Origin of the sequence: Pontibacter sp. HSC-36F09 (genome assembly GCF_024171605.1) — a bacterium.
Lineage (GTDB): Bacteria > Bacteroidota > Bacteroidia > Cytophagales > Hymenobacteraceae > Pontibacter.
The window spans coordinates 1-24,399 of the sequence record NZ_JALKAA010000006.1; the positions used below are offsets into that span (position 1 = coordinate 1).

Consider the following 24,399-nt stretch of genomic DNA (forward strand, 5'->3'; position numbering starts at 1 on the left):
GCCGACAGGTATAGCCGACAGGTATAGCCGACAGGTATAGCCGACAGGTATAGCCGACAGGTATAGCCGACAGGTATAGCCGACAGGTATAGCCGCAAACGACTGACGTCGTTTGCGGCTTTTGTTTGAGCGGTATTCAACGGAAGAAAAATTTGGCAATCGCGCCTCCTGCCGCTTCAAAATGCGAAGAATTATGCCGATATTAAGCCCATACCGACACGCAGGCAGATAATTTAAAATTTTCGGGATCAGCAGTGAGTAAAAAGGCCCGGATTTTGCGTTACAGGTATAATATAATTCAAGCCAATGCACTTATAAAGCCAGAAGGGCTATAGGCGCCAGAAACCACAAAAGCAGGGAATCATGACGCAGTTGTTCAAGCTCTCTAATCTGACTACGTTTTTAGTTCGGTTCATCCAGATCATCATCGTGTTCCCGATGGCGGTCCTGATTAGTTTCTACCTACCCCCCATCAGCTTCATTGACTATGAGCTGAACTTCCTGCTGTGCGTTATTCTGGCGGCCATTATCTCGGTGATTGTAACCAGCATTAACAAGAAACTGATCCTGTTGGCTTTTGTGGGCATCATGGGGGCCATGTTCTTTAACAGCACCTTCGACGACTATACCGTAGAGAACCTCTACGCCGACTACAACGCCATGCTGGTGAACATGACCAGCAATTCCAGCAAAGTATCTTATTTCAAGCCCGTAAAAGGCACTTATTTTCAGGAGCGCCGTGTCAAAAGTGCCATGCAACCCACCCATCCGGCTGTGCGGTCCTTTGCCGTTGAGCACTCTACCCGCTTTTTTCATGACGAGTACTACCGCAAGTATGGCAAAATGGTCCGTTACTTCTCGCTCTTTAAGCATGTGCGCAACAGCTGGCGCTACGTAAACGACCCGCTTGGCTTGGATTATTACTCGCCGCCTACCGAGAGCATCCAGCTGCTGGCCGGCGATTGCGACGACTATGCCATCCTGATGGCCTCTTCTATTATGGCCATTGGCGGTGAAGCCCGCATCGTGATTTCGCCCAACCACATGTATACCGAAGTAAAAATGGGCACTGTAGAGGATCTGGACAAGGTAAGTTATGCCGTGCGCTCGCTTTTCCCGGATGAGGTAACCGGCGGCAAGATCCACTTCCATGAAACAAACGGTGAGCTTTGGATCAACTTCGATTATACGGCAGGTTATCCGGGCGGTCCCTTCCTGGAGCCGGAACTGTATAGCGTAATCAACTTTACCAACTCCTGAGGACGGCTTATACCTGACAGGTAGACTAAATTTTTGGATTTATCGTACAAATGCTGCAGCCGCTTGATTAGCGGCTGTTTATTTTCTATACTTACCATTTACAGCATAAAACGACCGAAAGACATATGCCCAAAATCCTGATTATAGATGACGAACGGGCCATTCGCAGCACCCTGAAAGAAATTCTGGAGTTTGAGAACTATAATGTAGACGAAGCCGAAGACGGACAGAAAGGTTTGCAGCTACTCGGTAAGTCGAAGTACGATGTGGTGCTCTGCGACATCAAAATGCCCGGCATGGATGGCATCGAGGTGCTGGAGAAATCCATGGAAATGGCGTCTGACACGCCTTTCATCATGATATCGGCGCACGGCACTATCGATACGGCGGTGGAGGCCACCAAAAAAGGCGCCTACGACTTTCTGCAGAAACCACCGGATCTGAACCGCCTGCTGGTGTCGGTGCGCAATGCGCTGGACAAGTCGAACCTGGTGACCGAAACCAAGATCCTAAAGAAGAAAATATCGAAGACCTACGAAATGGTGGGCACTTCGGAAGCACTAGGTCGCGTGAAGCAGGCCATCGAAAAGGTAGCTCCGACCGACGCCCGCGTGCTGATCACAGGCCCTAACGGATCGGGCAAGGAATTGGTAGCCCGTGCCATACACGAGCATAGCAACCGCGCCAATGGCCCCTTGATCGAGGTAAACTGCGCCGCTATACCTAGCGAGCTGATCGAGAGTGAACTGTTCGGCCACGAGAAGGGCTCGTTTACCTCTGCCGTGAAGCAGCGCATTGGCAAATTTGAGCAGGCCAATGGCGGTACGCTTTTCCTGGATGAAGTAGGCGACATGAGTTTGTCGGCTCAGGCCAAAGTGCTGCGGGCACTGCAGGAACACAAGATTACGCGTGTAGGCGGCGACAAGGACATACAGGTGGATGTACGTGTACTGGCTGCTACGAACAAAAACCTGCTGGAAGAAATCGAAGCCAGGACATTCCGCGAGGATTTGTACCACCGCCTGGGTGTGATTCTGGTTCATGTGCCGCCGCTAAACGAACGCCGCGAAGATATACCTGACTTGGTGCAGAAGTTCCTGCAGGACATCGCCAACGACTACGGCAACAAGCCCAAGAACATCACAGCAGATGCGCTGGAGTACCTGAAACAACTCGACTGGCGTGGCAACGTGCGCGAACTGCGCAACGTGGTAGAACGACTGGTAATCATGAGCGGTCAGGAAATAACACTCGAAGATGCCAAAGCCTATGCCCGACCGGCTGTGGCATAATGATTTTATATGCTCTCTATTATTTTACTGTTCTCACTAATGCAAAACGCCCCGGCCTGCTGGCTGGGGCGTTTTTGTTATCTACCTGTTTTATACCTTAGGCAGCTGCTTTGCCCTGCTTCAGCATACAACATTGCTTATATTTGTTACCACTTCCGCACGGGCAGGGCTCGTTACGGCCAAGGCGCTTGCCATAAGGGTTGAGCAGCTCCCGGAAGTTAATATGAAACCTTCTCTTGAGATTTTGCTTGAAAACCTTGGTCAGCAGTTCGTACAAACGCGGGTGCTTCTCGGCCAGTTGATCTGGTTTCTCGAAGAAATACTCCGTTACCACTGCAAAAAACTCCGCCTCGCTGGTCGCGCCGTAGTCGTTAATGTCTGACTTTCCTTTTTCGATCTGGCTGATCTTGCGGTACATGAGTTCCTTCCAGGGGCGCACCAGCTCGTCGGGCAGGTAGGCTTTGGGTATACCATCTATCTCGCCATCGGCCTGGTCAAGCATGTGGGCAAATTCGTGTATACCTACGTTCTTGCGGTCGGCCATATCGTTGAACCCCTGCTCCAGCGCCGCCTTGGACAAGGTAACGTAATGGTCGTTCTGGAATGGATTTACGCGCCCCAGTACCTCCGAAAACGCTTCATTATCCTCGTTCTTATACCTGTGAATGCTGCCCGGAAACACCAGCACCTCGCCCAAGTTGTGGTATTCCCAGTCTTTAAAACCAAAGATCGGAATGATGGCGCTCGAGCCAACCAGCACTTTAGTCGTATCGTCTACTTCGGTATCTATACCTGTGATGCGCTTTTCGGACACAAAAAGCAAGAGTTTCTGTTCAAAGCGTTCCTTCTCTTCGTCGGTCTTTAAAGTATGGTAAAAGCCCACCCTGTCCTGCAGGATCTTGCGCCACTCAACCGGAAAGCCCTTTTTCAGAATTTGCTTCCGATAGCGTTCCCGGCGGGTGGCCCACCTGTAAAAAAGCAGCAGCATACCTGCCACCAGTGCAATAAAAAATATGTAACCCATGGGCAGCTTAAACGGTGAATTGGTGTTTTGGATGTTAGGCGATCAGCAGATTGCAGCCCCGGATATCCGAATTATCGAATCGACCCAGTACTTCGAATGTGCCGTCCGGCTTCAGGCGACCAATGTCTTTTGTCTCGATAAAAGCACAGGAATCGATGTTGGCCAGGTCGATGATGTTGATGCCACCCGAGCGTATACCTGGCCGGATGTCAAAAGGATCGTTGAGGTCGCGCAGGAGCACGCGCAAGGTATAGCCCGGATGAAAAAGACCGTCGCCCAGTGAGTAGGCCTGCGACAGGAGTTCCGTCATACCGTACTCTGAGTGAATTGCCTCTACCCCAAAGCCATGCTTCAGGTATGCGTGCAGTTCCTCCCGGATCATCTCCCGTCGACGCCCCTTCATACCGCCGGTTTCCATAATCGTCACACCACTGAAATCCTCCTGCCCCTTCAGTTCATCAGCCCAGTCGAGCAAGGCATAGGAAACGCCCATCAACAGCACTGTTTTCCCTCTTTGCCGGGCACCTTTAACGGTTTGCAGCAACTGGTCATGGTTTCGGAGGTAAAAGCCCTCCTCCTGCTGCCCGGATTGCTTCACAAAATAATCGACCATGGCCACCAGCGACGAGCCACCCTGCTCCAGGTATGAGGGCAGCAGCGCGAGCACTACATAGTCGGTCAGGGGGCCATAGAAAGATTCGAAAATACGCTGTGTGGTGCGCAGGTACCAGTCCAGGCTGGCCACCTGGTGGCGGCTGCGAGTCATCTGGGTGGTGCCGCTGCTGTAAAAAGTAACCTCAGGCTCAAATAAACCAGTTTTCACCTCGTGGGTTTTGAAAAACTCGATGGGCAGAAAAGGGATATCCACCAGTTGGCTGATTTGCCTGGGGTCGCGGCCTAAGTGCTGCAAATAGTCACGGTATACCTGGTTGTGCTCGGCCTGGTAGCTGAATAGCGCCAGGGCCGTTTCTTCAAAATCAAAGGGTTGGTCAGCCAGTAATAGCTGCAGGTGTCGGGCTTTGAAATCCATCCAAATTATTTATAACAATTCCTGTATCTGTTCGTTTGATTTAGTAAATTTAGCTTCAATTTCTGAGATCCTACATGAGATACATGCTAAAGTATGGTGCGGCATGCCTACTGTTGCTGCTAGCCCTTAGCTCCTGCCGCAAAGAACCTGTCTACGACGTAGTGCCTGAGATTGAGTTCAGGCGTGTGGAGCAGTACCATTTTGTGGACACCCCTTTCCCTCAGAGACCCGATATCACCTCTTTACGCGATTCAATCGTGTTGGTCATCGGCTTTAAAGACGGCGACGGCAACCTGGGCCTTTCCAGCAACCGGGAATCGCAGGACTTTCAGCCACCTTTTAATGAAGGCTCTGAGTTTGAGCAGAATTTTCACACCGTGATGTACATCAAGGAGGAAGATCCGAACAATCCGGGTAGCTCCCGTTTTGTGCCTTACCCTTTCCCAGTACCGGGCTTTCAGTTCTCGGGGCGGTTTCAGCGGCTTTCGGCAGATGAGCGCCCGGAAACTTTGGAAGGCGAGATCAAATACAGCATCAACGAGATCAACGCGTCAGAGTTCCCACTGCTGCAACCCGGCACGGTTATCAAGTTTGACATCTTCATTTACGACCGCACCACCCCTGTGCCTAACCGCAGTAACACGGTGACGACAGACGAAATAACCTTATTCCAGCCAGCTGGAGGCTGATCACTAATAAAAGCATAAAAAATCAAGGCCCTGTATCATCTGGTACAGAGCCTTTCTTTTTTGTGTAGCAGGACGAAGCGATCCGAGCCGAAGGATTGGGCCTGATTACTGATTTGCCATGAAGGGCGCTATACCTGCTCGTTTATTATACCGGTCTTGTACAGGCTAAGGCTAGGCGTCAGCTGAAGCCTGTGCTTTGTTAGCGGGGAGTACTTTTATATTTTTAAGTACGTATTAAGAATCAAAGTCTTCTAAAGTCCACTCAATCATTACTTCTTCTACCCAATCAATGAATTTTTCATTGCACGTCTCTACTTCTTCCTTTTTAGAATAGGTGAAGTCATGTTGCCAGAAAACCACAGGGCATAGGCTATTTTCCATTCTGGATAAGTCAAGGCAATAATAATTCCCTCTTCCGTCAGGAGAGAAAGGAAGGAATTCTTTGGGCATTGTGTTTCCAGCTCCATCATGTTCAAAACGGTATACTTTGTCTAAAGACTCTTCTTTAAATTCTATACCGATACCAAGCACTTCTGTTCCTGCTAAAGAGAAGTAATTATATTTGGTTAGGATGTAGCTGAAATCAAAGGGTAACTTAAAGCCTATTTGATTCTCGAATTCACTCAATCTGTTATCTGGAATTAGCTCACCTAGGTCCAGCAAGTTCTTTGAGAATTGGTAAAGACTCCCAAGCACTTTTTCGCATTGTTGCTCTATTTCTTTCATTATTGAGTGTAACCGCTAACTTAGGTATAAATGCAGCTCCCTCTAGGGTAAAAGGCGAGTTACTATACCTTTACTGCATCACTGCAGGTATAGCAACTCGCCTTATGCTCTTCGTCTGAAACTAGTCCGACTTAATAGATAACCGGATAAGCCTTCGGGTCTGCCTCATGCATGATCTCGTACACCGCCTCGAAAACATCCTCTGTATTTGGTTTGGAGAAGTAATCGCCGTCCGATGAGTATGGTGGACGGTGTGCGTGTGCTGAAAGGCATTGTGGCTTAGAGTCCAGGTAGCGCCAGGCGCCCTGCTCGTCCACTACCTGCTGCATCATATAAGCCGTGGCTCCTCCCGGCACGTCCTCGTCGGCAAACAACACGCGGTTGGTCTTGCGGATCGAGTCGGTAATCGAATGCTCCAGGTCAAACGGCAGCAATGACTGTACGTCGATCACCTCGGCTGAAATACCAAAATCCTCCAGTTGGCGGGCGGCTTCTATTACGATGCGGCACATTGAGCCATAGGTTACGATGGTAATATCAGTACCTTCTTTCAGCACCTCCGGCTTACCGAGCGGTACAGTAAGCTCTCCTATATTACTAGGTATACGCTCCTTCAGGCGGTAGCCGTTGAGGCACTCGATCACCAGTGCCGGCTCGTCAGACTTAAGCAGCGTGTTGTAAAAACCTGCCGCCTGGGTCATATCACGTGGCACCAGCACGTGCATACCCCGGATGCTGTTCAGGATCATACCGATTGGGGAACCGGAGTGCCAGATCCCTTCGAGGCGGTGTCCGCGGGTACGCACGATCAGAGGCGCCTTCTGGCCACCTTTGGTGCGGTACTGCAGGCAGGCCACGTCGTCAGACAGAATCTGGATAGCATATAATAAGTAGTCGAGGTACTGAATTTCGGTGATCGGGCGAAGACCGCGCAGGGCGGCTCCTATACCTTGACCGATGATGGTACACTCGCGTATACCTGTATCGGTTACGCGCAGTTCGCTGTGCTTCTCCTGCAATCCGGCAAAAGCCTGGTTCACATCCCCGATGCGGCCCACATCTTCGCCGATGGCAAACACGCGTGGATCACGGGATAGCATGGCATCGAAGCAGGCCTGCAGCACTTCACGGCCGTCTACTTGCGGTGCGTCTTCGGCAAACTCAGGCTTTACTTCCTCTACCAGCAAAGCTGCTTCGTCGGACTGGCTGTATAAATAAGAGTTGAAGCGGTCGGTGTTCTCGCCCATGGTTTGCTCCAGCCAGCCGACCAGCTCGCGCTTTGCCTGGTTGTTTTCGTCGCGCACGTAGCGCAACACCTTGCGCACGGCTCTCACCGCATCGCTGCGAATAGGCGTTCCTGTCTTGCGGAGTTCTTCTGTGATGGTGGCAATCTCGGTGATATGCTCGCTGGCAGCTGCCAGGTTATCCATCAGCTTCAAGGCCTCTTCATGGTCAACTTTGATGCCGTCTGCAAAAGCGTTCCAGGCAGCACCACGGGCCTGACGAACGGCTTCTCTGGCTTCTGCCTCGATCTGGTTCAGCTGCTCGGCCGTGGCAACGCCGGCACCCAGCATCCACTCGCGCATCTTCACCAGGCAATCGTAGTCGGATTCCCAGGCCAGGCGGTCCTTCGACTTATACCTTTCATGTGAGCCTGAAGTAGAGTGGCCCTGGGGCTGCGTCATCTCCTCCACATGCACCAACACCGGCACATGTTCCTCGCGGCATACCTTCACGGCAGCCTCGTAAGTTTCGCAAAGCGCCAGGTAGTCCCAGCCCTTTACTTTAAATATCTCGTAGCCCTGTTCCTCGCGGCTGTTGCGCTGGAAACCGGCAAGAATCTCTGAAATACTGCCCTTGGTGGTCTGGTACTCAGCCGGCACCGAAATACCGTAGCCATCGTCCCACACCGAAACCAGCATGGGCACCTGCAGCACACCGGCTGCGTTAATCGCCTCGAAGAACATGCCCTCAGAGGTAGAAGCGTTGCCGATGGTGCCGAATGCCACCTCATTTCCGTTCACTGAGAACTGCTGCATACCTTGCAGGTCCGGGTTCTGACGGTATAGCTTGGAAGCATAGGCCAATCCTACCAGGCGGGGCATTTGCGAGGCGGTAGGCGAAATATCAGAGCTGGAGTTTTTCTGCTCCATCAGGTTCTTCCATTTCCCCTCTTCGTCGAGCAGGCGGGTGCCGAAGTGGCCGTTCATGGCGCGGCCGGCTGTGGAGGGCTCTGCCTCTACATCGGTATGCGCATATAACTGTGCGAAATATTGCTGGAGCGTCAGTTCACCAATGGCAAACATGAACGTCTGGTCGCGGTAATAGCCGGAGCGGAAATCGCCATTCTGAAAGAACTTGGCCATGGCCAGCTGGGCTACTTCCTTGCCATCGCCGAAAATACCAAACTTGGCTTTGCCCATAAAAACCTCTTTGCGGCCGGCAAGGCTCGCGTGGCGGCTCTCCCAGGCAAGGCGGTAGTCGTTTAATATTTCCTGAGTGCTTAGTCGTTGAGTTATAGATGCTTCAGCAGTTTGCATGTCTCGTCTGTAAAAGCTTATAGTGGATTTTCTCTTCAAAAGTACAGAATATTAGCCTAAAATCAAATTTGGGGAGCCGGGCAGGCCGTCAAACACCTATACTTAGACTTGTCTTTTTGTTAAAAGATTTTATATCTTTGTTTGTTTGCAGAACCTCTTTTTTCATTCGCAAAATTTCTTTAATTCGCATTATGAACAGAAAATTTTACTTACTTACCGTGCTTAGCCTGCTGTTGGCTGGTTTTACGGCCCAGGCGCAGGGCGAACTCAAGTTTGAGAAAGAGACCCATGACTTTGGCACATTTGCCGAGGGTGTGATCGCTTCATACGAGTTTGTAGTGAAGAACGTAGGCGATAAGCCTGTGGTTATAGCCCAGGTACAGCCTTCCTGCGGCTGCACAACGCCAGAGTGGACAAAAGACCCGATCATGCCGGGCAAAACGGGTGTGATCAAGGCCATGTACAACAGCAACGGCCGTCCGGGCCCGTTCCACAAGTCTATTTCTGTGATCTCCAATGCCGCTACCCCCCAAGCTGTTATCTTCATTAAAGGGGAAGTTGGACCAAAAGATTTAAAAACCAGCCACACGCCGGAACAAAAAGCAAATTCGCCGCGTTTGGCTGTTGGAACTACTTCACACAGCTTCGGAAAACTTGAAAAAGGACAAAAAGCCGTGGCTAAGTTCACAATCAAAAACACAGGTCGACAGGACCTGGTGGTGCAGGGCGTGAAGGCAAATTGCAACTGCATAACCTATAAAGTTTCGCAACCAGCAATAAAACCAGGACAGCAGGCAACTTTGGAACTAACCTATATTCCTACAATGTTAAAGGAGCAAAATGAGGTAGTAACCATCGTTTCAAATGATATCGTAATGCCAGACCTGAAGCTCACGCTGAAGGCAAATGTAGTAGAGAGTCTGGCTCAAAAGAATATGTTAAGGGAGGGCAATCAGCCGGTACCTTTCAGATAGTTTTTTTCATAGTTTTATTTTGTACTAATGGCAGTGATTCTATCACTGCCTTTTTTCATTTTATACCTTCCCACAAAAGCAGACAGCGTAGCACAATACAATTTCCGGGCAACCGGATGCAGCCGGCCAGGTGCAATCCCAAAACGCCGCTGTTCAAGGCCTACCCCTCTCCCCATCGCCTTTTCAAGGTACTTTAAATCAGCCGAATGCAGATGTCCTAACATTGTTAAAACAGGATTTGTGTTTAGCCTTTTATTTCAAGATAGATATGGTATATTTGCGCAGCTTTTCCAATAACTAATACTATAAGAAATAAAGACATGATTATTGGTGTTCCAAAGGAAATCAAGAATAATGAAAACCGCGTAGGCGTAACTCCTGCCGGCGTGGTGGAACTGGTGCGCAATGGCCACACCGTGTACGTACAGGCTACCGCCGGCGAAGGCAGCGGTTTCATGGACGATGAATATTCTAATGCTGGCGCTACCGTGCTGCCAAGCATCGAAGAGGTATACGGCATCGCTGAGATGATCATCAAGGTGAAAGAGCCGATCGAGTCAGAGTACAACCTGATCAAAGAAGACCAACTGCTGTTCACTTACTTCCACTTTGCTTCTCACGAGCCGCTTACGCACGCTATGATGAAGCAAAAGGCCGTTTGCCTTTCTTACGAAACGGTTGAGCGTGCTGACAGAAGCCTTCCGCTGCTGGTGCCTATGTCAGAAGTGGCTGGCCGTATGTCCATTCAGCAGGGCGCCAAGTACCTGGAGAAACCACTCAAAGGCCGTGGCATTCTGCTGGGCGGCGTACCGGGTGTTCGTCCTGCCAAAGTGATGATCCTGGGTGGTGGTATTGTAGGCACCAACGCAGCCAAAATGGCGGCAGGTATGGGTGCCGACGTGACGATCCTGGACACTAACCTGGCTCGTCTGCGTTACCTGGACGATATCATGCCAGCCAACGTGAACACCTTCATGTCGAACGAATACAACATCCGCGAACTGCTTCCTACGCATGATCTGATCATCGGTGCCGTGCTGATCCCGGGTGCGAAAGCTCCTCGCCTGATCACACGCGAAATGCTGAAGGAAATGCGTCCGGGTACTGTGGTGGTAGACGTTGCTGTTGACCAGGGCGGTTGCATCGAAACCTGCAAGCCGACTACGCACGAAAATCCGACTTTCATCATTGACGATGTGGTGCATTACTGCGTAGCCAACATGCCGGGTGCCGTACCTTACACTTCCACACTGGCGCTTACCAACGCTACCCTGCCTTACGCGATCCAACTCGCTAACAAAGGCTGGAAGAAAGCTTGCGCTGACAGCGAAGAGTTGAAGAAAGGCCTGAACGTAGTACAGGGCAAAGTAGTATACAAAGGTGTGGCAGAAGCCTTCAACCTGGAGTATACCGAAGTTAACTCTGTGCTGTAATTAAGGTATAGCCTGATTTATAAACGAGCGCCTTCCTGATCTCATCGGGAAGGCGCTCCTGTTTTAGGGAGTTTACCAAAAGCGCACCATTTTCAATATCTTTGTGTTTTATTGCCGGCCTGCCTCAACTTCAACGGTAGCCCATATGCCAAAACTCTCTATTCTGACTGATGTTTGACAGTTCATTTCAACTGCTGCTGCGCCGCTTAGGGCTCGTGTTTCTGCTCTATACCTTGCTGCGTGCCATTTTCTTTGTCTTTAACTTCGGCCACTTTGCCGAAGCCCCTGCCGGGCAGGTGGCGCTGGCTTTCGTGCATGGCCTCCGCTTCGACGTGGCGGCGCTCGTTATCATCAACTCACTTTTTATACTCCTGACGCTGCTGCCGCACGGCAACTTGCAGCACCCGACCTACCAGCGAACGCTCCGTTGGCTCTTTGTGCTTACCAACGCGCCTTTCATCGCACTGGCACTGGTAGATGTAGAGTTCTTTAAGTTCATTGGCCGAAGGTCAGGCAACGAGGTGCTCACCATCACAGGCGATGTGCTTGGGCAACTTGGGCAGTTGGCCAGCTATTACTGGTACATGGGCCTTGTCTTTGCGGGTTTGGTCTTTGCGATAATCAAGCTATACCCTACTTCTGCTGCTATACCTGAACGGCGGCCAGTGTTGTGGCAGCGCTACCTGCGACTGTTGCTGGTGGCCGGCTTTGTGGTGCTAGGTATACGGGGCGGTATCCAACTAAAACCCCTGCGTCCGGCGCATGCTTTTGTGCACGAGCATTCCTCGTTGGGTCACCTGTCGCTCAATACGCCTTTCACTTTTATCAAGAGCATCGGCAAGGCCACTATAGAAGAAAAGCACTTTTATGGCTCCGACGAAGAGCTCCTTGCTAATCTACCGGTAAAGCCGGGCAGGTATGCTATACCTGCCGGAGAGCCGCTTCAGGAAAATGTGGTGCTAATCATCATGGAAAGCTTTGCCTCGGAATATGTAGGAGCCCTCAATAACGGCGAAGGTTATACCCCCTTTCTGGATTCGCTGGCCGGTGAGGGACTGCTGTTCCGCAACAGCTTTGCCAATGGCCGCAAATCCATAGAAGCGCTGCCTTCCATCCTGTCCGGACTGCCTTCGCTCCTACCCGATCCCTACATCACTTCGCCCTACCAGTCCAACACGATTTACAGTGCCGGGCACTTATTAAGAAACGCCGGCTATACCACGGCCTTCTTTCATGGCGCAACAAACGGCACCATGGGCTTTAATCAGTATACCCAAATGGCAGGTATACAGCACTATTTTGGTCTGGAAGAATACCCTTCGGATCTCCGGGCAGCGCATTTTGACGGTAACTGGGGCATTTTTGACGAGCCATACCTGCAGTACACGGTACAGGAGATGAGCAAATTCCCGCAACCCTTCTTCAGCACGGTCTTCACGCTCAGCTCCCACCAGCCTTATACCGTGCCTGCCCATTACAAAGACAAATTCCCGAAAGGCGAGCTGGAGATACACGAGTCGGTGGGCTATGCCGATTATGCCTTAAGAGAATTTTTCAAGACAGCCTCCCGGCAGCCCTGGTACAGTAACACCTTGTTTATACTGGTGGCCGACCACACCCAGAAAAGCATCCGTCCGGAGTACCAAAACGAACTGGGCTACCACCGGGTGCCGCTCCTGCTCTTTCATCCTGCCAAAAAACTAAAGGCTGATGTGCAGAAAGTCACGCAGCATGTCGATATTCTGCCTACGTTGGTGGATTATCTAAGACTACCAACCGATAAACTGATGCTCTTTGGCCAGTCGGTGTTGGACAGTGCCGCTACCGGGCATGCGCTGCTTTACAATGGCGTCTCGTATTATTTGGTGCAACAGAAGGGTGTGGCTGAACTGACGGCCACGGATGAAGTGCGCTTCCATACCTTCCCGGAACTAGCGCCTGCCGCAGAAGCAGATGCGACGCAGGGGCAGCAGTTGAAAGCCTATGTGCAGTACTTTAAAAACAAGATGCTCGCCAACGACCTGTATTTCTGGTCGCGCAAGGAGTAAGCCGCAGCAGCAGGTATATCCTGCAAAAAGTAAACGCTATACCTCCGCGCCAAAAGCCGGTATACCTTGCTGCGGTGTAAACTGGCGGGTCTCGAAATCCACTTCCCAACAGTAATGGTCCATGCCATTGGTGATGACTACATACCTGGCCTGCAGTACCTGGTTGTAGACCGACACCTGCTTCACTACCTCCTGCGTGATGGGCACATGCGCGGCTTTGCATTCCACTAGCAGGTATGGCTTGCCTGATTGATCGTATACGCACATATCAGTGCGTTTCTGCAACTTGTTGTAGGTGGTGCCCCGTTCAATACTGATGAGGCTTTTAGGATAGCGATGCGTACCGATCAGGAAATGCACAAAGTGCTGTCGTACCCATTCTTCCGGCGTCAACAGTACATATTTCCGGCGTAGCGCATCAAAAATCATGATATTAGCGCCGGAATGCTTAATTTTGTAATCAAACCTCGGTAAGTTGAGCGTTTCCATAAGGCAATTTACCAATTTTACAGCCTCCGCCCCAGCAAACTCCCTTGCAAAGGCGGCTTTTTTATACCTAATTACTTATATTTAAAACATGAAGAGTAAAGAAGAGATCGTAAGCGACTGGTTGCCAAGGTATACCGGTGTGCCTTTAAATGAATTTGGCGAGTATATCCTGCTCACCAACTTCATCAACTACGTGCGCATGTTCGCCGACCGGTTCGGCGTGGAGATAAAAGGCCTGGACAAACCGATGCAAACGGCTACGGCCAACAACATCACCATCATCAACTTCGGTATGGGCAGCGCCATGGCGGCCACTGTGATGGACTTGCTCTCTTCCATCAAGCCGAAAGCGGCCTTGTTCCTGGGCAAGTGCGGCGGCCTGAAAAGAAAAACGGCCATCGGTGACCTGATTCTACCAATTGCAGCCATCCGCGGCGAGGGTACATCAGATGACTATCTGCCACCGGAAATTCCTGCTTTGCCTTCATTCCGTCTGCAGCGTGCCGTTTCGTCGATGATCAAAAAGCACGAGATGGACTACTGGACTGGAACGGTATACACTACGAATCGCCGGGTATGGGAGCACGACGAGGATTTTAAAGAATACCTGCGCCAGATCCGTGCCATGGGCATTGACATGGAAACCGCTACGATCTTTACCGTAGGCTTCATCAACGAAATTCCGCACGGTGCCCTGCTGCTCGTATCGGACAACCCAATGATTCCGGAAGGCGTGAAGACCTCGGAAAGCGATAAACTAGTGACGACCAATTATGTAGAAAAACACCTGAGCATCGGTATAGACTCCCTGATCGAATTGATCAACTCGGGCGAATCCGTGAAACACATGCGTTTCGAATAAACAGATACATGAAAAAAACACTACGATCCTTTGCAGCCGGCGCCCTGCTGGGCCTCACCCTCCTGAGTAGCTGCAACTCCACTAACTCCGGCGGCGAATCAGTTGACCTGATCGTGTATAACGGCAACGTGTACACAGTAAATGATAACTTTGATCAGGCCGAAGCCTTTGCCGTGAAGGACGGTAAGATTGTGGCTGTGGGTACTACCGAAGATATAAGGGCAAGGTATAGTGCCACCGAAGAACTTGACGCCGAAGGTAAAACCATCTACCCCGGCCTGAATGACGGACACGCCCACTTCTACCGCTACGGTCTTGAACTGCAGTCGGCAGATCTGTATGGCACTGGCTCATTTAAAGAAGTGGTGCAGAAAGTAGTGGACCAGCAAAAAGCTTACCCTGAAGCAGACTGGATCACGGGCCGCGGCTGGGACCAGAACGACTGGGCGGTGAAGGAATTCCCGACCAAAGACACCCTGGACCAGCTTTTCCCGGATACACCCATTATTCTTACCCGTGTAGACGGCCATGCCGCCTTGGTAAACCAGAAAGCCTTAGACCTGGCTGGCATTACGCCTCAGACCAGAATGGTGGGTGGCCTGGTTGAAGTGGAAGGTGGCAAAATGACGGGTATCCTGGTCGACAATGCCATTGACATGGTGAGTTCCAAAATACCGGCACCCGACGAGCAGGAACAGCGTCAGGCGCTGATCAAGGCTGAGAAAAACTGCTTTGCCGTAGGCCTCACCTCCGTTGCCGACGCTGGCCTGGACAAATCTACCGTCGACCTGATGGATGCCATGCACAAAAGCGGAGAACTGCAGATGCGCGTGTACGCCATGATGAATCCGGGCAATGCCAATCAGGACCATTATTTTGCTAACGGCCCATATAAGACCGACCGTCTGAATGTGCGCTCTTTCAAGGTATACTCTGATGGGGCACTGGGCTCGCGTGGTGCCAGCCTACTCAAGCCTTATAGTGATAAGCACGGGCATTATGGTTTCCTGCTGGCTACAGAACAGGAGTTTCGTGATCTGGCCGCACTCATGAACCAGCACGGTTTCCAGATGAACACCCACGCCATTGGCGACTCAGCTAACCGTCTGTTACTCGACATCTACGGAGAAGTGCTGAAAGGTAAGAACGACAAGCGCTGGCGTATAGAGCACGCTCAGATCATCAACCCTGCCGATATGGACAAGTTTGGCAAGTATAGCGTGCTGCCATCCGTGCAGCCGACACATGCCACTTCGGACATGTACTGGGCCGGAGACCGCCTGGGCAAAGAACGCATCGCACACGCCTACCCTTTCAAGCAGTTGTTGGATCAGAACGGTTATATCCCGCTTGGCAGTGATTTCCCGGTAGAGGATATCAACCCAATCTTTGGATTCCATGCAGCGGTAGCACGTCAGGATGGGAAGAACTGGCCGGAAGGTGGCTTCCAGATGGAGAACGCCCTGAGCCGTGAAGAAGCCCTGCGCGGCATGACAATCTGGCCTGCGAAAGCTGCTTTCGAAGAAAATGAAAAAGGCAGTATCGAGCCCGGCAAGTTTGCTGACTTCATTATCGTGGACCGTGACCTGATGAAAGTACCGAATGACCAGATGCGCGGCCTGCAGGTTCTCCGCACCTACGTGAACGGCGTGCAGGTATACAAGAAGTAAACTGAGTTGAGGAGTTAGAGAATTTGAGAGTTGAGGAGTTAGAAGGTATAGACGACACATTATAACGTCATACTATATTGACAAAGTGCTTCAGAGACAGGTATAAAAACTGACCTATCGGAGGAACAGGTCGCGACCTGTCCGAATCGTGCACCAAACAATCAGCACTTGACAATTAAACCATCAAAACCCAATCTAAAACCAGAAGCGGCAGCCCAATCAGGCTGCCGCTTCTAGTTAATGTACTTCCACTATACCTAGCTAGTTGCGACTGCCTCGGCTTCGCCTTGCGGCTCCAGTGATTTTTTACCTTTAATCAGGGACAGGAAGATCAGGCCAAGGGCGAAGAATACAATCAGTGCGAGTATGCTGTAGCGCATAGAGCCGGTCACCTGTGCAATAGCGCCGTAGGCCAATGTGCCAAGCATGATGGACACCTTCTCTGTGATATCATAGAAACTGAAATAGGATGCGTTATCTTTGGTTGTGGCCGGAATCAGTTTGGAGTAAGTGGAGCGGGAAAGGGACTGTATACCTCCCATGACCGATCCTACCACGGCAGCCAGGACATAAAACTCATAGGCAGTGGTTATAAAATAAGCAGCGATACATATGCCAATCCAAATGATCACAGCGATGATCAAAGCCCTGATGTTGCCATACCTGGCAGAAAGAGCAGCAAAGCCGTAAGCACCCGCAATGGCTACCAACTGAATGATCAGGATGGTGATGATCAGGTTGTCACTTGGCAGTTTCAGTTCCTCTATCCCGAAAATAGTGGCCACATACATGACGGTCTGCACCCCCATGTTAAAGAAGAAATAGGCCAATAGGTAGCGCTTCAGCAGGCGCAGTTCCTTCACCTGATTCAGTACTTTTTTGAGCTCCTTCACGCCATTCAACACCCAGCTGCCCTGCGGATTATTCTGATAGACATTGGCAGGCAAGTGGTAGAAGGTATACTGCGCAAAGCCAAACCACCAGATTCCGGTTGTCAGGAAAGCAATGCGGGGAGCCAGGCTAGTGTTGTCTGCTGCAATGCCGAACCATCCTGGTTTCAGAATCATGGCCAGATTGAAGAGAAGCAAAAGCACGCTGCCCACATACCCCATGGCAAATCCACGGGCACTCAGGCGGTCATACTGGTCTTCGGTAGCGATTTCGGGCAGGTATGAGTTGTAGAACACGATGCTGCCCGTAAAGCCAATGGACGCCAGCATGAACAGCACCACTGAGATCGAGAACGTTTCCCTGGTAAAAAAGAACAGGCTGGCACAGGAAATAGAGCCCACGTAGCAGAACAGCTGCATAAAGAGCTTCTTGCGCCCGCTGTAGTCGGCTATGGCCGTCAGAAAGGGGTTCATGAGCACGATCAGCAAAAAAGAGCCCGATACCGCATAAGAGAATAGCACGGAGCTTTGAAGCTCTAACCCGAAGAAATTGACCAGGGTAGCGCCCGTTACGGGATGCTTGGATACCGCGCTGTAATAGATCGGAAAGATCGTGGAGATAATGACGAGCGAATACACCGAGTTGGCCCAATCATACACGCACCAGGCTCTGGTAATGGTAGGGTTGTTTTTTTGCATAGCTGAAATATAGCAAAATAATTACTCAGCGTGTACGTGCCTTCGTATTCGCTTCTTCTTTTGCCAGAATCTGCAGAATCAGGTCCCACAAATGCTCGTAAGGCACAATCTCGATCTCAGCATAAGCATCTCCGGGAGCGGGCGTGTCCAGTAGCTTTTTATAAAGCGATTCGCCTTTCGTCCGACAAACCTCCGCATCGTAGTCTTCGGTTACAGTTAGCACCAGTAGTTTCAAGAAGAGCTTACTGCGTAAACTGAAGGCATCTTTCAAGTGTGTGGAGACATACTTCTTAATGCTTTCGATGCGGTATAGCAGCGCTTCGGTTTCCCCTTTTTCAAGCAAATAGATAAATTGCAGCGTGAGGATGGCTACGTTGAAACCTAGTTTATCCTTGCTGTACTCAGGCAGCGACAGCAGGTAAGGGTTGTTAGCCTCTCCTTCCGGGACAGTTGCCTGCGGGTATACCAGCCTGAAATACGAACGATACAGCATCCAGCGTTCTTTGGCGATAGTCGGTATCGTTTGTAAAGCGCTGTTTTCAATCACTTGTCGTAGCAGTAAGTCTCCCAAACCATATCTGCGTGCATGCACTGCCAACAGAAAATAGTTTTCCATATAGGCGAACCAGTTTCGGGTGGAGGGCTGGTAGAGTTCCATGTTTTCCTGTGCATACATTAACCCATCGCTTAGCTGTTTTGCCCTTAAGTGAGCGTATACCATGATGAAGTTATTGTAAGTCAGATCGAAACGATGCGCATTAATTTTGTTCTGCTCTACCAACCGGAGAGCGTCTATGGTTATCGCAATAATATCCTTGAAGTTACCTTCTAGTTCATGGTACCAGATATAGGTTCTGTAATAGGCATAGTATGCGCTGAATGTGGCTGATTCCTCCCAGAGCTTTTCCAACTGTTCTATAAGGAGTGGTAGCTGCGGCAAAAATTCCTTTCTGGTCTTAGTTGATTTGCGAAGTTGCATGTTGATGTTCTGAAACAAGGAAATTGCTTCTCGCTCCTTGATATAACTTTGCATCGTCATTTTCAACTCTTCCTGAGCTGCAGTAAACTTTTTGATTAACCCCTGCTCTGCATAGCTAAGGGTAAGCAATTCAAGTGAGTAAACTTTCAAGTCAATAAAATCAAACTCTTGGGCTACTGCCAGTGCCTTATTGGCTAAACTAATCACCAGATCAAATTCGTAGCGCGCGCGCACAATATTGGCCTGATAGATAATACTGTTACACTGTATTTCCTTTTGACGTACAAAGTTTGTTGTAACTTTCTCGGCATTTACATAGTTCAGCTCATTAAAGAGCTTCTTCTTAACCCGATGCTTTAGCATTTTATACCTTACATCGTTGGGATTGGTATTATAAAGATCTTTTGCCGCCTGCTCATCCGAAGTGTATTGACCAAGCTCTATCCCTTTGATGAATTTCTTCTCTTTTATACTCTGCTTCGGTACATTGAGCAACGCAGTTTCTGCCTGACTACAGGAAAGAACTATCTCTATCAGTTTTTTAATTTCTTTCATGCAAAAGATCACCTAAAAGTTCTATATATTAGAAACCAAATAGCCCCCAGAGCGTTTATGAAGGGCCATCTGCTGCAAATTTCTGTCTATTTCAGGGGTCAGATAACGCTCAAATGTTACTTTTTGCAAATACATTAGATAGCAATATATGAATATTAAACACTAAATCAATAGTTTTATATAATTTATAATTTTAATTATAATAAAAATTATAATATTGATAGTTACCTTTATATAAAAACTTTCTTTTCTTTCCATTTCTTCTGTGTGAATCTTTGTTACACTATAAACCGATTTAACCCTAGAAACCATGGCAACTATCATCATCACAATCGTTCTGAACGTTCTTCTTGGTAACCCAACCACAGACGCTACTAAGGATCAGAACATCCAAACAACCACTGCAGAAACTACTACAACCACAACAGCGTTACCCGGTGATGTAATGAACGCCATGGGTGGTTCCGGCACTTGGACTAACATCGAGAAATAGGCATTAGAGCTTTTCTTGAGAATTGCTTCATTTTCCCTATATTGCCATTGCCTGATTTTGGCCAAGGGGCACGATACATAATGCGGAGAACTCAAGCATTTCTATTTTTCTTACTTCTACTACTACTAAATTTTTGCGGTCAGCCGGTCCGACAGCCTGATGAGGTACGCCTGCGTCTAGCTATAGACCCAGGGAGCCTAAGCCCCATTGGCTATACCTCGCAGGAAGCACTGCAGATAATTAATCTGCTTTACCAAAGCCTGTTGACTGTAGATCTTGAAGATAACACACTGAAGCCAGGCCTTGCCTCCGCTTTTCCGGAAGTGGAGCGCAAGGACTCGCTTACTTTTTTTCACTACCAGCTTCGCCCTGAAGCCGAGTGGCCTAATGGGAGCCCCGTTACTGCACAAGACGTTGCTTTCACCCTGAAGGTGCTTAAATCTCCTTTCATCCGAAATGAGAATATCCGTTCACAGCTGGAGTTTATAAAGGACATACAACTCGATCCGTCTGACCCCGGCAGATTTACACTGGTTTGCCAAGGCTACACGCCCGAAATGCAACTGCTAACCGGCGACTTCTTTATCCTGCCCTCCTATCTCCTGGATCCGCAACAGGCGTTCACTTCTATCACTTTGTCTGCCTTATCCACGGCTGACAGCAGTCAATATAACACAGACCGTACAAGAGCTGTGGCTGAACGGTGTAACAAGCTGGGCTCACCGGAAAGCAAGGATATCTCACAGGGAAGTGCCGGCTACCAACTAGCCGAATGGGCTACGGGGCAGTACATCGTGCTGAAGCAAAAGGAAAACTGGTGGGGGAAAAACACGGCAAGCGCTGCCAGCTACCTTAATGCCAACCCTGAGCAGATCAATTTTCAGATTATACCTGACAATACCACCGCACTCCTGGCCCTTAAAAACGCACAGCTCGATGTCCTGGACAACATTCCAGTCAACGAATTCGATCAGCTCCGGCAGGATGAAAACTTCCTGAAAAACTACGACCTCCATACGCCGCATGGTTATGATCTGATCTACGCTGCCATCAATTCGCGTAAACCTACGTTCCGCGACAAGCGCACACGTCGGGCCATCTCCCACCTGCTGGATGTACCGGGTATGATCCGGGTGAGCCAGCAGTCGTACGCGACACCGACGGTAGGCCCTATACCTCCTGACAGGAAAGACCTGTATCATCCGCAATTGCAGCCACGCAATTTTGACCCCGCACAGGCCACCGCCTTGCTGAAAGCTGCCGGTTGGATACAGGAGCAAAAAGGCTGGTACCGGAATAGTAACGGCCAGAGGGAAGACCTGCGCATTGAATTACTCTACAGAGCCGGCAACACGGCGTATGAGCAAATGGCTCTTATCTTTCAGCAACATGCCGGCAAAGCCGGTATACCTGTTACTTTGCTTCCGCTAGAGGGAAACGTTTATAGCCAAAGGATAGACCAACGGGACTACGACATGCACTTCAGAGGCATCTCGGGTAATCCGTTTGTTTTCAATTTTAAGCCGCTTTTTCACACAAGTTTTGCCGGACCGGGCGGGCTTAACACTACAGGCTTTGGTACGCCTGAAAGCGACCAACTCCTAAACCAGATCAACGAAGCCGAAAGCGAAGCGGAGAAGGCCCTGCTCCTGCACCGGCTACAGGAAATCATACAGGAGGAAGCAGCCTTTCTGCCGCTCTATTTCAGAAAAGAGCGGATTGCTATACACAGCAGATTCACTAATACCAAGGTGTCGGGCGTGCGCCCTTATTACGACCTGAGTTCGTTTATGCTTAAGCCTTAACCGTGCCATGGCCAATTTTGTATTCAGGCGGCTGCTCCTGGCTATCCCTACAATTTGGTTCATTGCATCGGCCATCTTTATATTGAGCAAGCTGATGCCCGGCGCATTTGGGAGCGCCTACCTGGCACAGCAAGAAGCCGGCTACTACAGCCGCAGCGATGCCGCCTCGCGCGACCACAGCTACCGGCAGTTTTTAAAGATCACTGGGCAGGACCTGCCGCTCTTCTATTTCAGCGTTACATCTGCCGCCTTACCCGACACCCTGCACCGCGTTTTCCCGGAGCGTGACCGTGCCTTCCTCAAAAAACTTTCCTGGCAGTATGGCGATCCGGAAGCAGCCACCCTGTTTTTCCGAAGCCTGAAGACGTTTGAGGCAAGCCTATCTGAGTCGGAGCGCCAAAAGGTGCAGGAACACCTAATTAGAATCTATAGTCACAAAGACGCTGCCGAACTTCAGCAGGCTACGACAGGTATAGCAACGCAACTGTCCGCGACCAGGCTTTCTCATAGCCAGATGCTAGAAAACAGTGAACGTTTACTGTCGCAGTCTCAGGGCTATACCTATCTTCTGCCATCGCTGCAGTGGCATGGCACTCAAAGCCAATACCACCGTTGGCTATCAGGTTTACTCCAGGGTAGTCTGGGTACTTCGCTACGGGATGGACGTCCTGTGGCTACAGTACTGGGCGAAGCGATTGGAAACACCTGGTGGCTGCTGCTGGTGAGTATGTTATTTGCCACTCTGCTGGCTATGGAACTGGCCATCCTAATGGTACGCCGCTCAGGGCGTATCTGGCGCAGCACGTTCCTTCCTTCCCTTTTCCTGCTGGATAGCGTTCCGCTCTTTGTGCTGGCCATGCTTCTGCTGGTACTGTTGGCAAATCCGGCTTTTTTACAGCTCTTCCCGGTATACGGTATGGGTTATTACAATTCCTTCGACCAGAGTTGGGTAGCGCAGCTCAGTCAATGGCTGCAGTTTATGGCGCTCCCTATGCTCTGCCTGGTGCTGGCCAATTTACCTTACCTCACCAATCAGTTTTATCAGGCGCTGGCGGCGGTGGCTGGCCAGGACTACATCCGCACAGCCCGTGCAAAGGGCCTTTCCGAGCATCGCGTCATTCGCCGTCACATGCTGCGCAATGCACTGCTTCCTGTTATCACCCTGCTGTCAGATTTTCTGCCTGCCCTGGTCGCGGGGGCCGTTATCATCGAAACTATTTTTGCTATACCTGGCGTGGGCCGGTTGCTCATTGATGCGGTGCTGGCGCGCGACTACCCCGTCATCATGGGCATCGTGGTGAAAGTGGCCATATTCAGGCTGTTGTCGCACCTGCTCTCTGACCTGCTATACGCTCTGGCCGATCCACGCATACGCTCGCACGCAGCATGAAGAACCTGTGGCACATAGCGCGTGCTTTATGGCAAACGACACCGGCCTTCCGACTGGCCTTGCTATACCTTGTGTTGCTGGCAGCTGTCGCTTTGGCGCTGCCCTGGCTCCCGCTTGCCTATGGTCCAAACGAACTGGACCTGGAGCAAATTTACCAGGCGCCTTTCGGTTGGAATACTGAGACGGACAAATCCCAGCACTGGCTTGGAACAGATGGTTTAGGGCGAGATGTGCTGTCAAATGTACTATATGGCGCCCGCACAGCATTTGCTATCAGTTTACCTGTCATGACACTAGCCAGCCTGATTGGCCTGACGCTCGGAGCCATGGCAGGGCTTTATGGCAACCGCCGCCTATACCTGAGCCGGGCCCTGGTGGCAGCTTTGCTTTTCGCATTGTTACCTTTCGCCTATTACGGTCTCTACCTCCCGACATTACTCTTCAGTCAGGGCGCTGACTACGCTGATTTCTTCCTGACAGGCATAGCAGCTGTCATATTCAGCTTACTTGTGGTAGTCACCTTAACGCCACTTTTTAAACGACTCACATTCCTCCATAAAAAGACTCCGTTCCCAACTGACGAACTGCTGTTAAGATTGATTGAAGTGCAGACAAGTATTCCGAGGCTAGTGCTAATACTTGTGTTGGCAGCTATCGTACCTCCTACTCTGCTGGCTTTGTCTATCTTGCTGGTGCTTACCTTCTGGACGGGAACGGCGCGCCTGGCGAGAGCAGAAATGCTGCGAATCAGGGAGCTACCGTTTTTTGAGGCAGCGACCAGCCTGGGGTATACGCAAAGGCGCCTCTTGTTTCGCCATGCGCTTCCGCACCTGCTGGGGCCGGTGCTGGTTGCATTTTCTTTTGGTTTAGCTGGTTTGCTGATGCTGGAGTCGACGCTTTCCTTCCTGAACATTGGCGTGAGCACCGACCTGGTTAGCTGGGGAAGAATGATTGCAGGTATACGCACCAATACGGCTGCTTGGTGGCTCGTCGCTATACCTGGTGCCATACTCTCGCTGACCGTGCTGGCCTTGCAGACTGTCAGTTATTATGTGCTGCGTTCTTTACAATATAAAAAGTAATTAACTTTTGTTACCTTTTAGCATATTTCGTCAACACCCCCCTGTCGCAGAAGCTGTATAGTCAAATAAAGTCTGCCTATTGCTTATATAAAATTATTATTTTATATATAGACATCATATAATACAAGTTACTTCTTGCAAATATATTTCCTGTGTTAGGAGATGGCTTAGCTGTATCATTGTATCAATCTAAACCAAATCACAGCCTGACATATGAAAACCTACGAAAACACAGCGGCCAATCCAACAAAGCATGTTGGCAGCCGCAACTACTTAAAATCAGTGAAGCCCGTTACCCAAAACGAAGACTCGCTTGAGTACTCAACGATTGATGGGGAAGTGATCAATTCGACTTTAGGGACGGATGCGGTAAAGAAAGGAACCGGTCTGTTTATAGGCGAGTATTTTGTAGGTATACTTGACTCACTCTCCTCCGGAGTGAGCAACGTGCCTTACCTACGCTACTAAT

Annotated in this window: 21 protein-coding genes; 13 read left to right on the forward strand and 8 right to left on the reverse strand. The window is 50.2% G+C overall.

What is annotated here, in order from left to right:
- Window positions 1-180: hypothetical protein (locus L1278_RS15935; RefSeq protein WP_253406018.1), on the reverse strand; the 180-nt coding region annotated here is incomplete at its 3' end.
- A 183-nt stretch (window positions 181-363) separates the two neighbouring features.
- On the opposite strand from L1278_RS15935, the gene L1278_RS15940 reads away from it, so the two are divergent.
- Window positions 364-1,260, forward strand: coding sequence for a transglutaminase (locus tag L1278_RS15940; RefSeq protein ID WP_253406019.1), 897 nt, complete (start codon window positions 364-366; stop codon window positions 1,258-1,260).
- Window positions 1,261-1,385: 125 nt separating this feature from the next.
- Window positions 1,386-2,552 (forward strand): sigma-54 dependent transcriptional regulator, encoded by a 1,167-nt coding sequence (locus L1278_RS15945; RefSeq protein WP_253406020.1) that lies wholly within the window; start codon window positions 1,386-1,388, stop codon window positions 2,550-2,552.
- Window positions 2,553-2,649: 97 nt separating this feature from the next.
- On the opposite strand, the gene L1278_RS15950 is transcribed toward L1278_RS15945, so the two are convergent.
- Window positions 2,650-3,576, reverse strand: a complete 927-nt coding sequence (locus L1278_RS15950) for a zinc-dependent peptidase (protein ID WP_253406021.1) — start codon at window positions 3,574-3,576, stop codon at window positions 2,650-2,652.
- A 34-nt stretch (window positions 3,577-3,610) separates the two neighbouring features.
- Window positions 3,611-4,606, reverse strand: a complete 996-nt coding sequence (locus tag L1278_RS15955; RefSeq protein WP_253406022.1) for an acyl transferase — start codon at window positions 4,604-4,606, stop codon at window positions 3,611-3,613.
- A gap of 74 nt (window positions 4,607-4,680) precedes the next feature.
- On the opposite strand from L1278_RS15955, the gene L1278_RS15960 reads away from it, so the two are divergent.
- A complete protein-coding gene (locus tag L1278_RS15960; RefSeq protein WP_253406023.1) occupies window positions 4,681-5,295 on the forward strand; it encodes a hypothetical protein in 615 nt (204 codons plus the stop codon).
- 234 nt (window positions 5,296-5,529) lie between these two features.
- On the opposite strand, the gene L1278_RS15965 is transcribed toward L1278_RS15960, so the two are convergent.
- Window positions 5,530-6,021: an SMI1/KNR4 family protein gene (locus L1278_RS15965; protein ID WP_253406024.1), complete on the reverse strand. Its 492-nt coding sequence runs from the start codon at window positions 6,019-6,021 to the stop codon at window positions 5,530-5,532.
- Between the two features lie 131 nt (window positions 6,022-6,152).
- Window positions 6,153-8,561: a thiamine pyrophosphate-dependent enzyme gene (locus L1278_RS15970; protein WP_253406025.1), complete on the reverse strand. Its 2,409-nt coding sequence runs from the start codon at window positions 8,559-8,561 to the stop codon at window positions 6,153-6,155.
- A 191-nt stretch (window positions 8,562-8,752) separates the two neighbouring features.
- Between L1278_RS15970 and L1278_RS15975 the strand changes: the two genes are divergently transcribed.
- From L1278_RS15975 to L1278_RS15985, 3 genes are all read left to right on the forward strand, one after another.
- On the forward strand, window positions 8,753-9,535 hold the full coding sequence (locus L1278_RS15975) for a DUF1573 domain-containing protein (protein WP_253406026.1): 783 nt from the start codon (window positions 8,753-8,755) through the stop codon (window positions 9,533-9,535).
- A 320-nt stretch (window positions 9,536-9,855) separates the two neighbouring features.
- Entirely contained in the window at window positions 9,856-10,968 is a 1,113-nt protein-coding gene (gene ald / locus L1278_RS15980; protein WP_253406027.1) for an alanine dehydrogenase, read from the forward strand.
- Window positions 10,969-11,138: 170 nt separating this feature from the next.
- On the forward strand, window positions 11,139-13,016 hold the full coding sequence (locus L1278_RS15985; protein ID WP_253406028.1) for an LTA synthase family protein: 1,878 nt from the start codon (window positions 11,139-11,141) through the stop codon (window positions 13,014-13,016).
- 36 nt (window positions 13,017-13,052) lie between these two features.
- Here the strand turns inward: L1278_RS15985 and L1278_RS15990 are convergent, their stop codons facing one another.
- Window positions 13,053-13,505 (reverse strand): type I restriction enzyme HsdR N-terminal domain-containing protein, encoded by a 453-nt coding sequence (locus L1278_RS15990; RefSeq protein WP_253406029.1) that lies wholly within the window; start codon window positions 13,503-13,505, stop codon window positions 13,053-13,055.
- Window positions 13,506-13,593: 88 nt separating this feature from the next.
- On the opposite strand from L1278_RS15990, the gene L1278_RS15995 reads away from it, so the two are divergent.
- Both L1278_RS15995 and L1278_RS16000 read left to right on the forward strand, forming a co-directional pair.
- The gene (locus L1278_RS15995; RefSeq protein ID WP_188499793.1) at window positions 13,594-14,367 is read left to right on the forward strand and encodes an AMP nucleosidase; all 774 of its coding nucleotides are present in this window, start codon (window positions 13,594-13,596) and stop codon (window positions 14,365-14,367) included.
- Window positions 14,368-14,375: 8 nt separating this feature from the next.
- Entirely contained in the window at window positions 14,376-16,037 is a 1,662-nt protein-coding gene (locus L1278_RS16000) for an amidohydrolase (RefSeq protein ID WP_253406030.1), read from the forward strand.
- A 257-nt stretch (window positions 16,038-16,294) separates the two neighbouring features.
- Here the strand turns inward: L1278_RS16000 and L1278_RS16005 are convergent, their stop codons facing one another.
- Both L1278_RS16005 and L1278_RS16010 read right to left on the reverse strand, forming a co-directional pair.
- Window positions 16,295-17,626: an MFS transporter gene (locus tag L1278_RS16005; RefSeq protein WP_253406031.1), complete on the reverse strand. Its 1,332-nt coding sequence runs from the start codon at window positions 17,624-17,626 to the stop codon at window positions 16,295-16,297.
- Window positions 17,627-17,651: 25 nt separating this feature from the next.
- Window positions 17,652-19,160: a hypothetical protein gene (locus tag L1278_RS16010; RefSeq protein WP_253406032.1), complete on the reverse strand. Its 1,509-nt coding sequence runs from the start codon at window positions 19,158-19,160 to the stop codon at window positions 17,652-17,654.
- Window positions 19,161-19,470: 310 nt separating this feature from the next.
- On the opposite strand from L1278_RS16010, the gene L1278_RS16015 reads away from it, so the two are divergent.
- The 5 genes from L1278_RS16015 to L1278_RS16035 all read left to right on the forward strand — a co-directional run bounded on the left by L1278_RS16015 (window position 19,471) and on the right by L1278_RS16035 (window position 24,398).
- A complete protein-coding gene (locus L1278_RS16015; protein WP_253406033.1) occupies window positions 19,471-19,653 on the forward strand; it encodes a hypothetical protein in 183 nt (60 codons plus the stop codon).
- Window positions 19,654-19,916: 263 nt separating this feature from the next.
- Window positions 19,917-21,458 (forward strand): ABC transporter substrate-binding protein, encoded by a 1,542-nt coding sequence (locus L1278_RS16020; protein WP_253406034.1) that lies wholly within the window; start codon window positions 19,917-19,919, stop codon window positions 21,456-21,458.
- Window positions 21,459-21,465: 7 nt separating this feature from the next.
- Window positions 21,466-22,848, forward strand: a complete 1,383-nt coding sequence (locus L1278_RS16025; RefSeq protein ID WP_253406035.1) for an ABC transporter permease — start codon at window positions 21,466-21,468, stop codon at window positions 22,846-22,848.
- Complete coding sequence (locus L1278_RS16030) at window positions 22,845-23,930, forward strand: ABC transporter permease (RefSeq protein ID WP_253406036.1); 1,086 nt, start codon at window positions 22,845-22,847, stop codon at window positions 23,928-23,930. The genes L1278_RS16025 and L1278_RS16030 overlap by 4 nt, the downstream gene beginning before the upstream one ends.
- 213 nt (window positions 23,931-24,143) lie before the next feature.
- Complete coding sequence (locus tag L1278_RS16035) at window positions 24,144-24,398, forward strand: hypothetical protein (RefSeq protein ID WP_253406037.1); 255 nt, start codon at window positions 24,144-24,146, stop codon at window positions 24,396-24,398.
- The last annotated feature ends 1 nt before the right edge of the window (window position 24,399 follow it).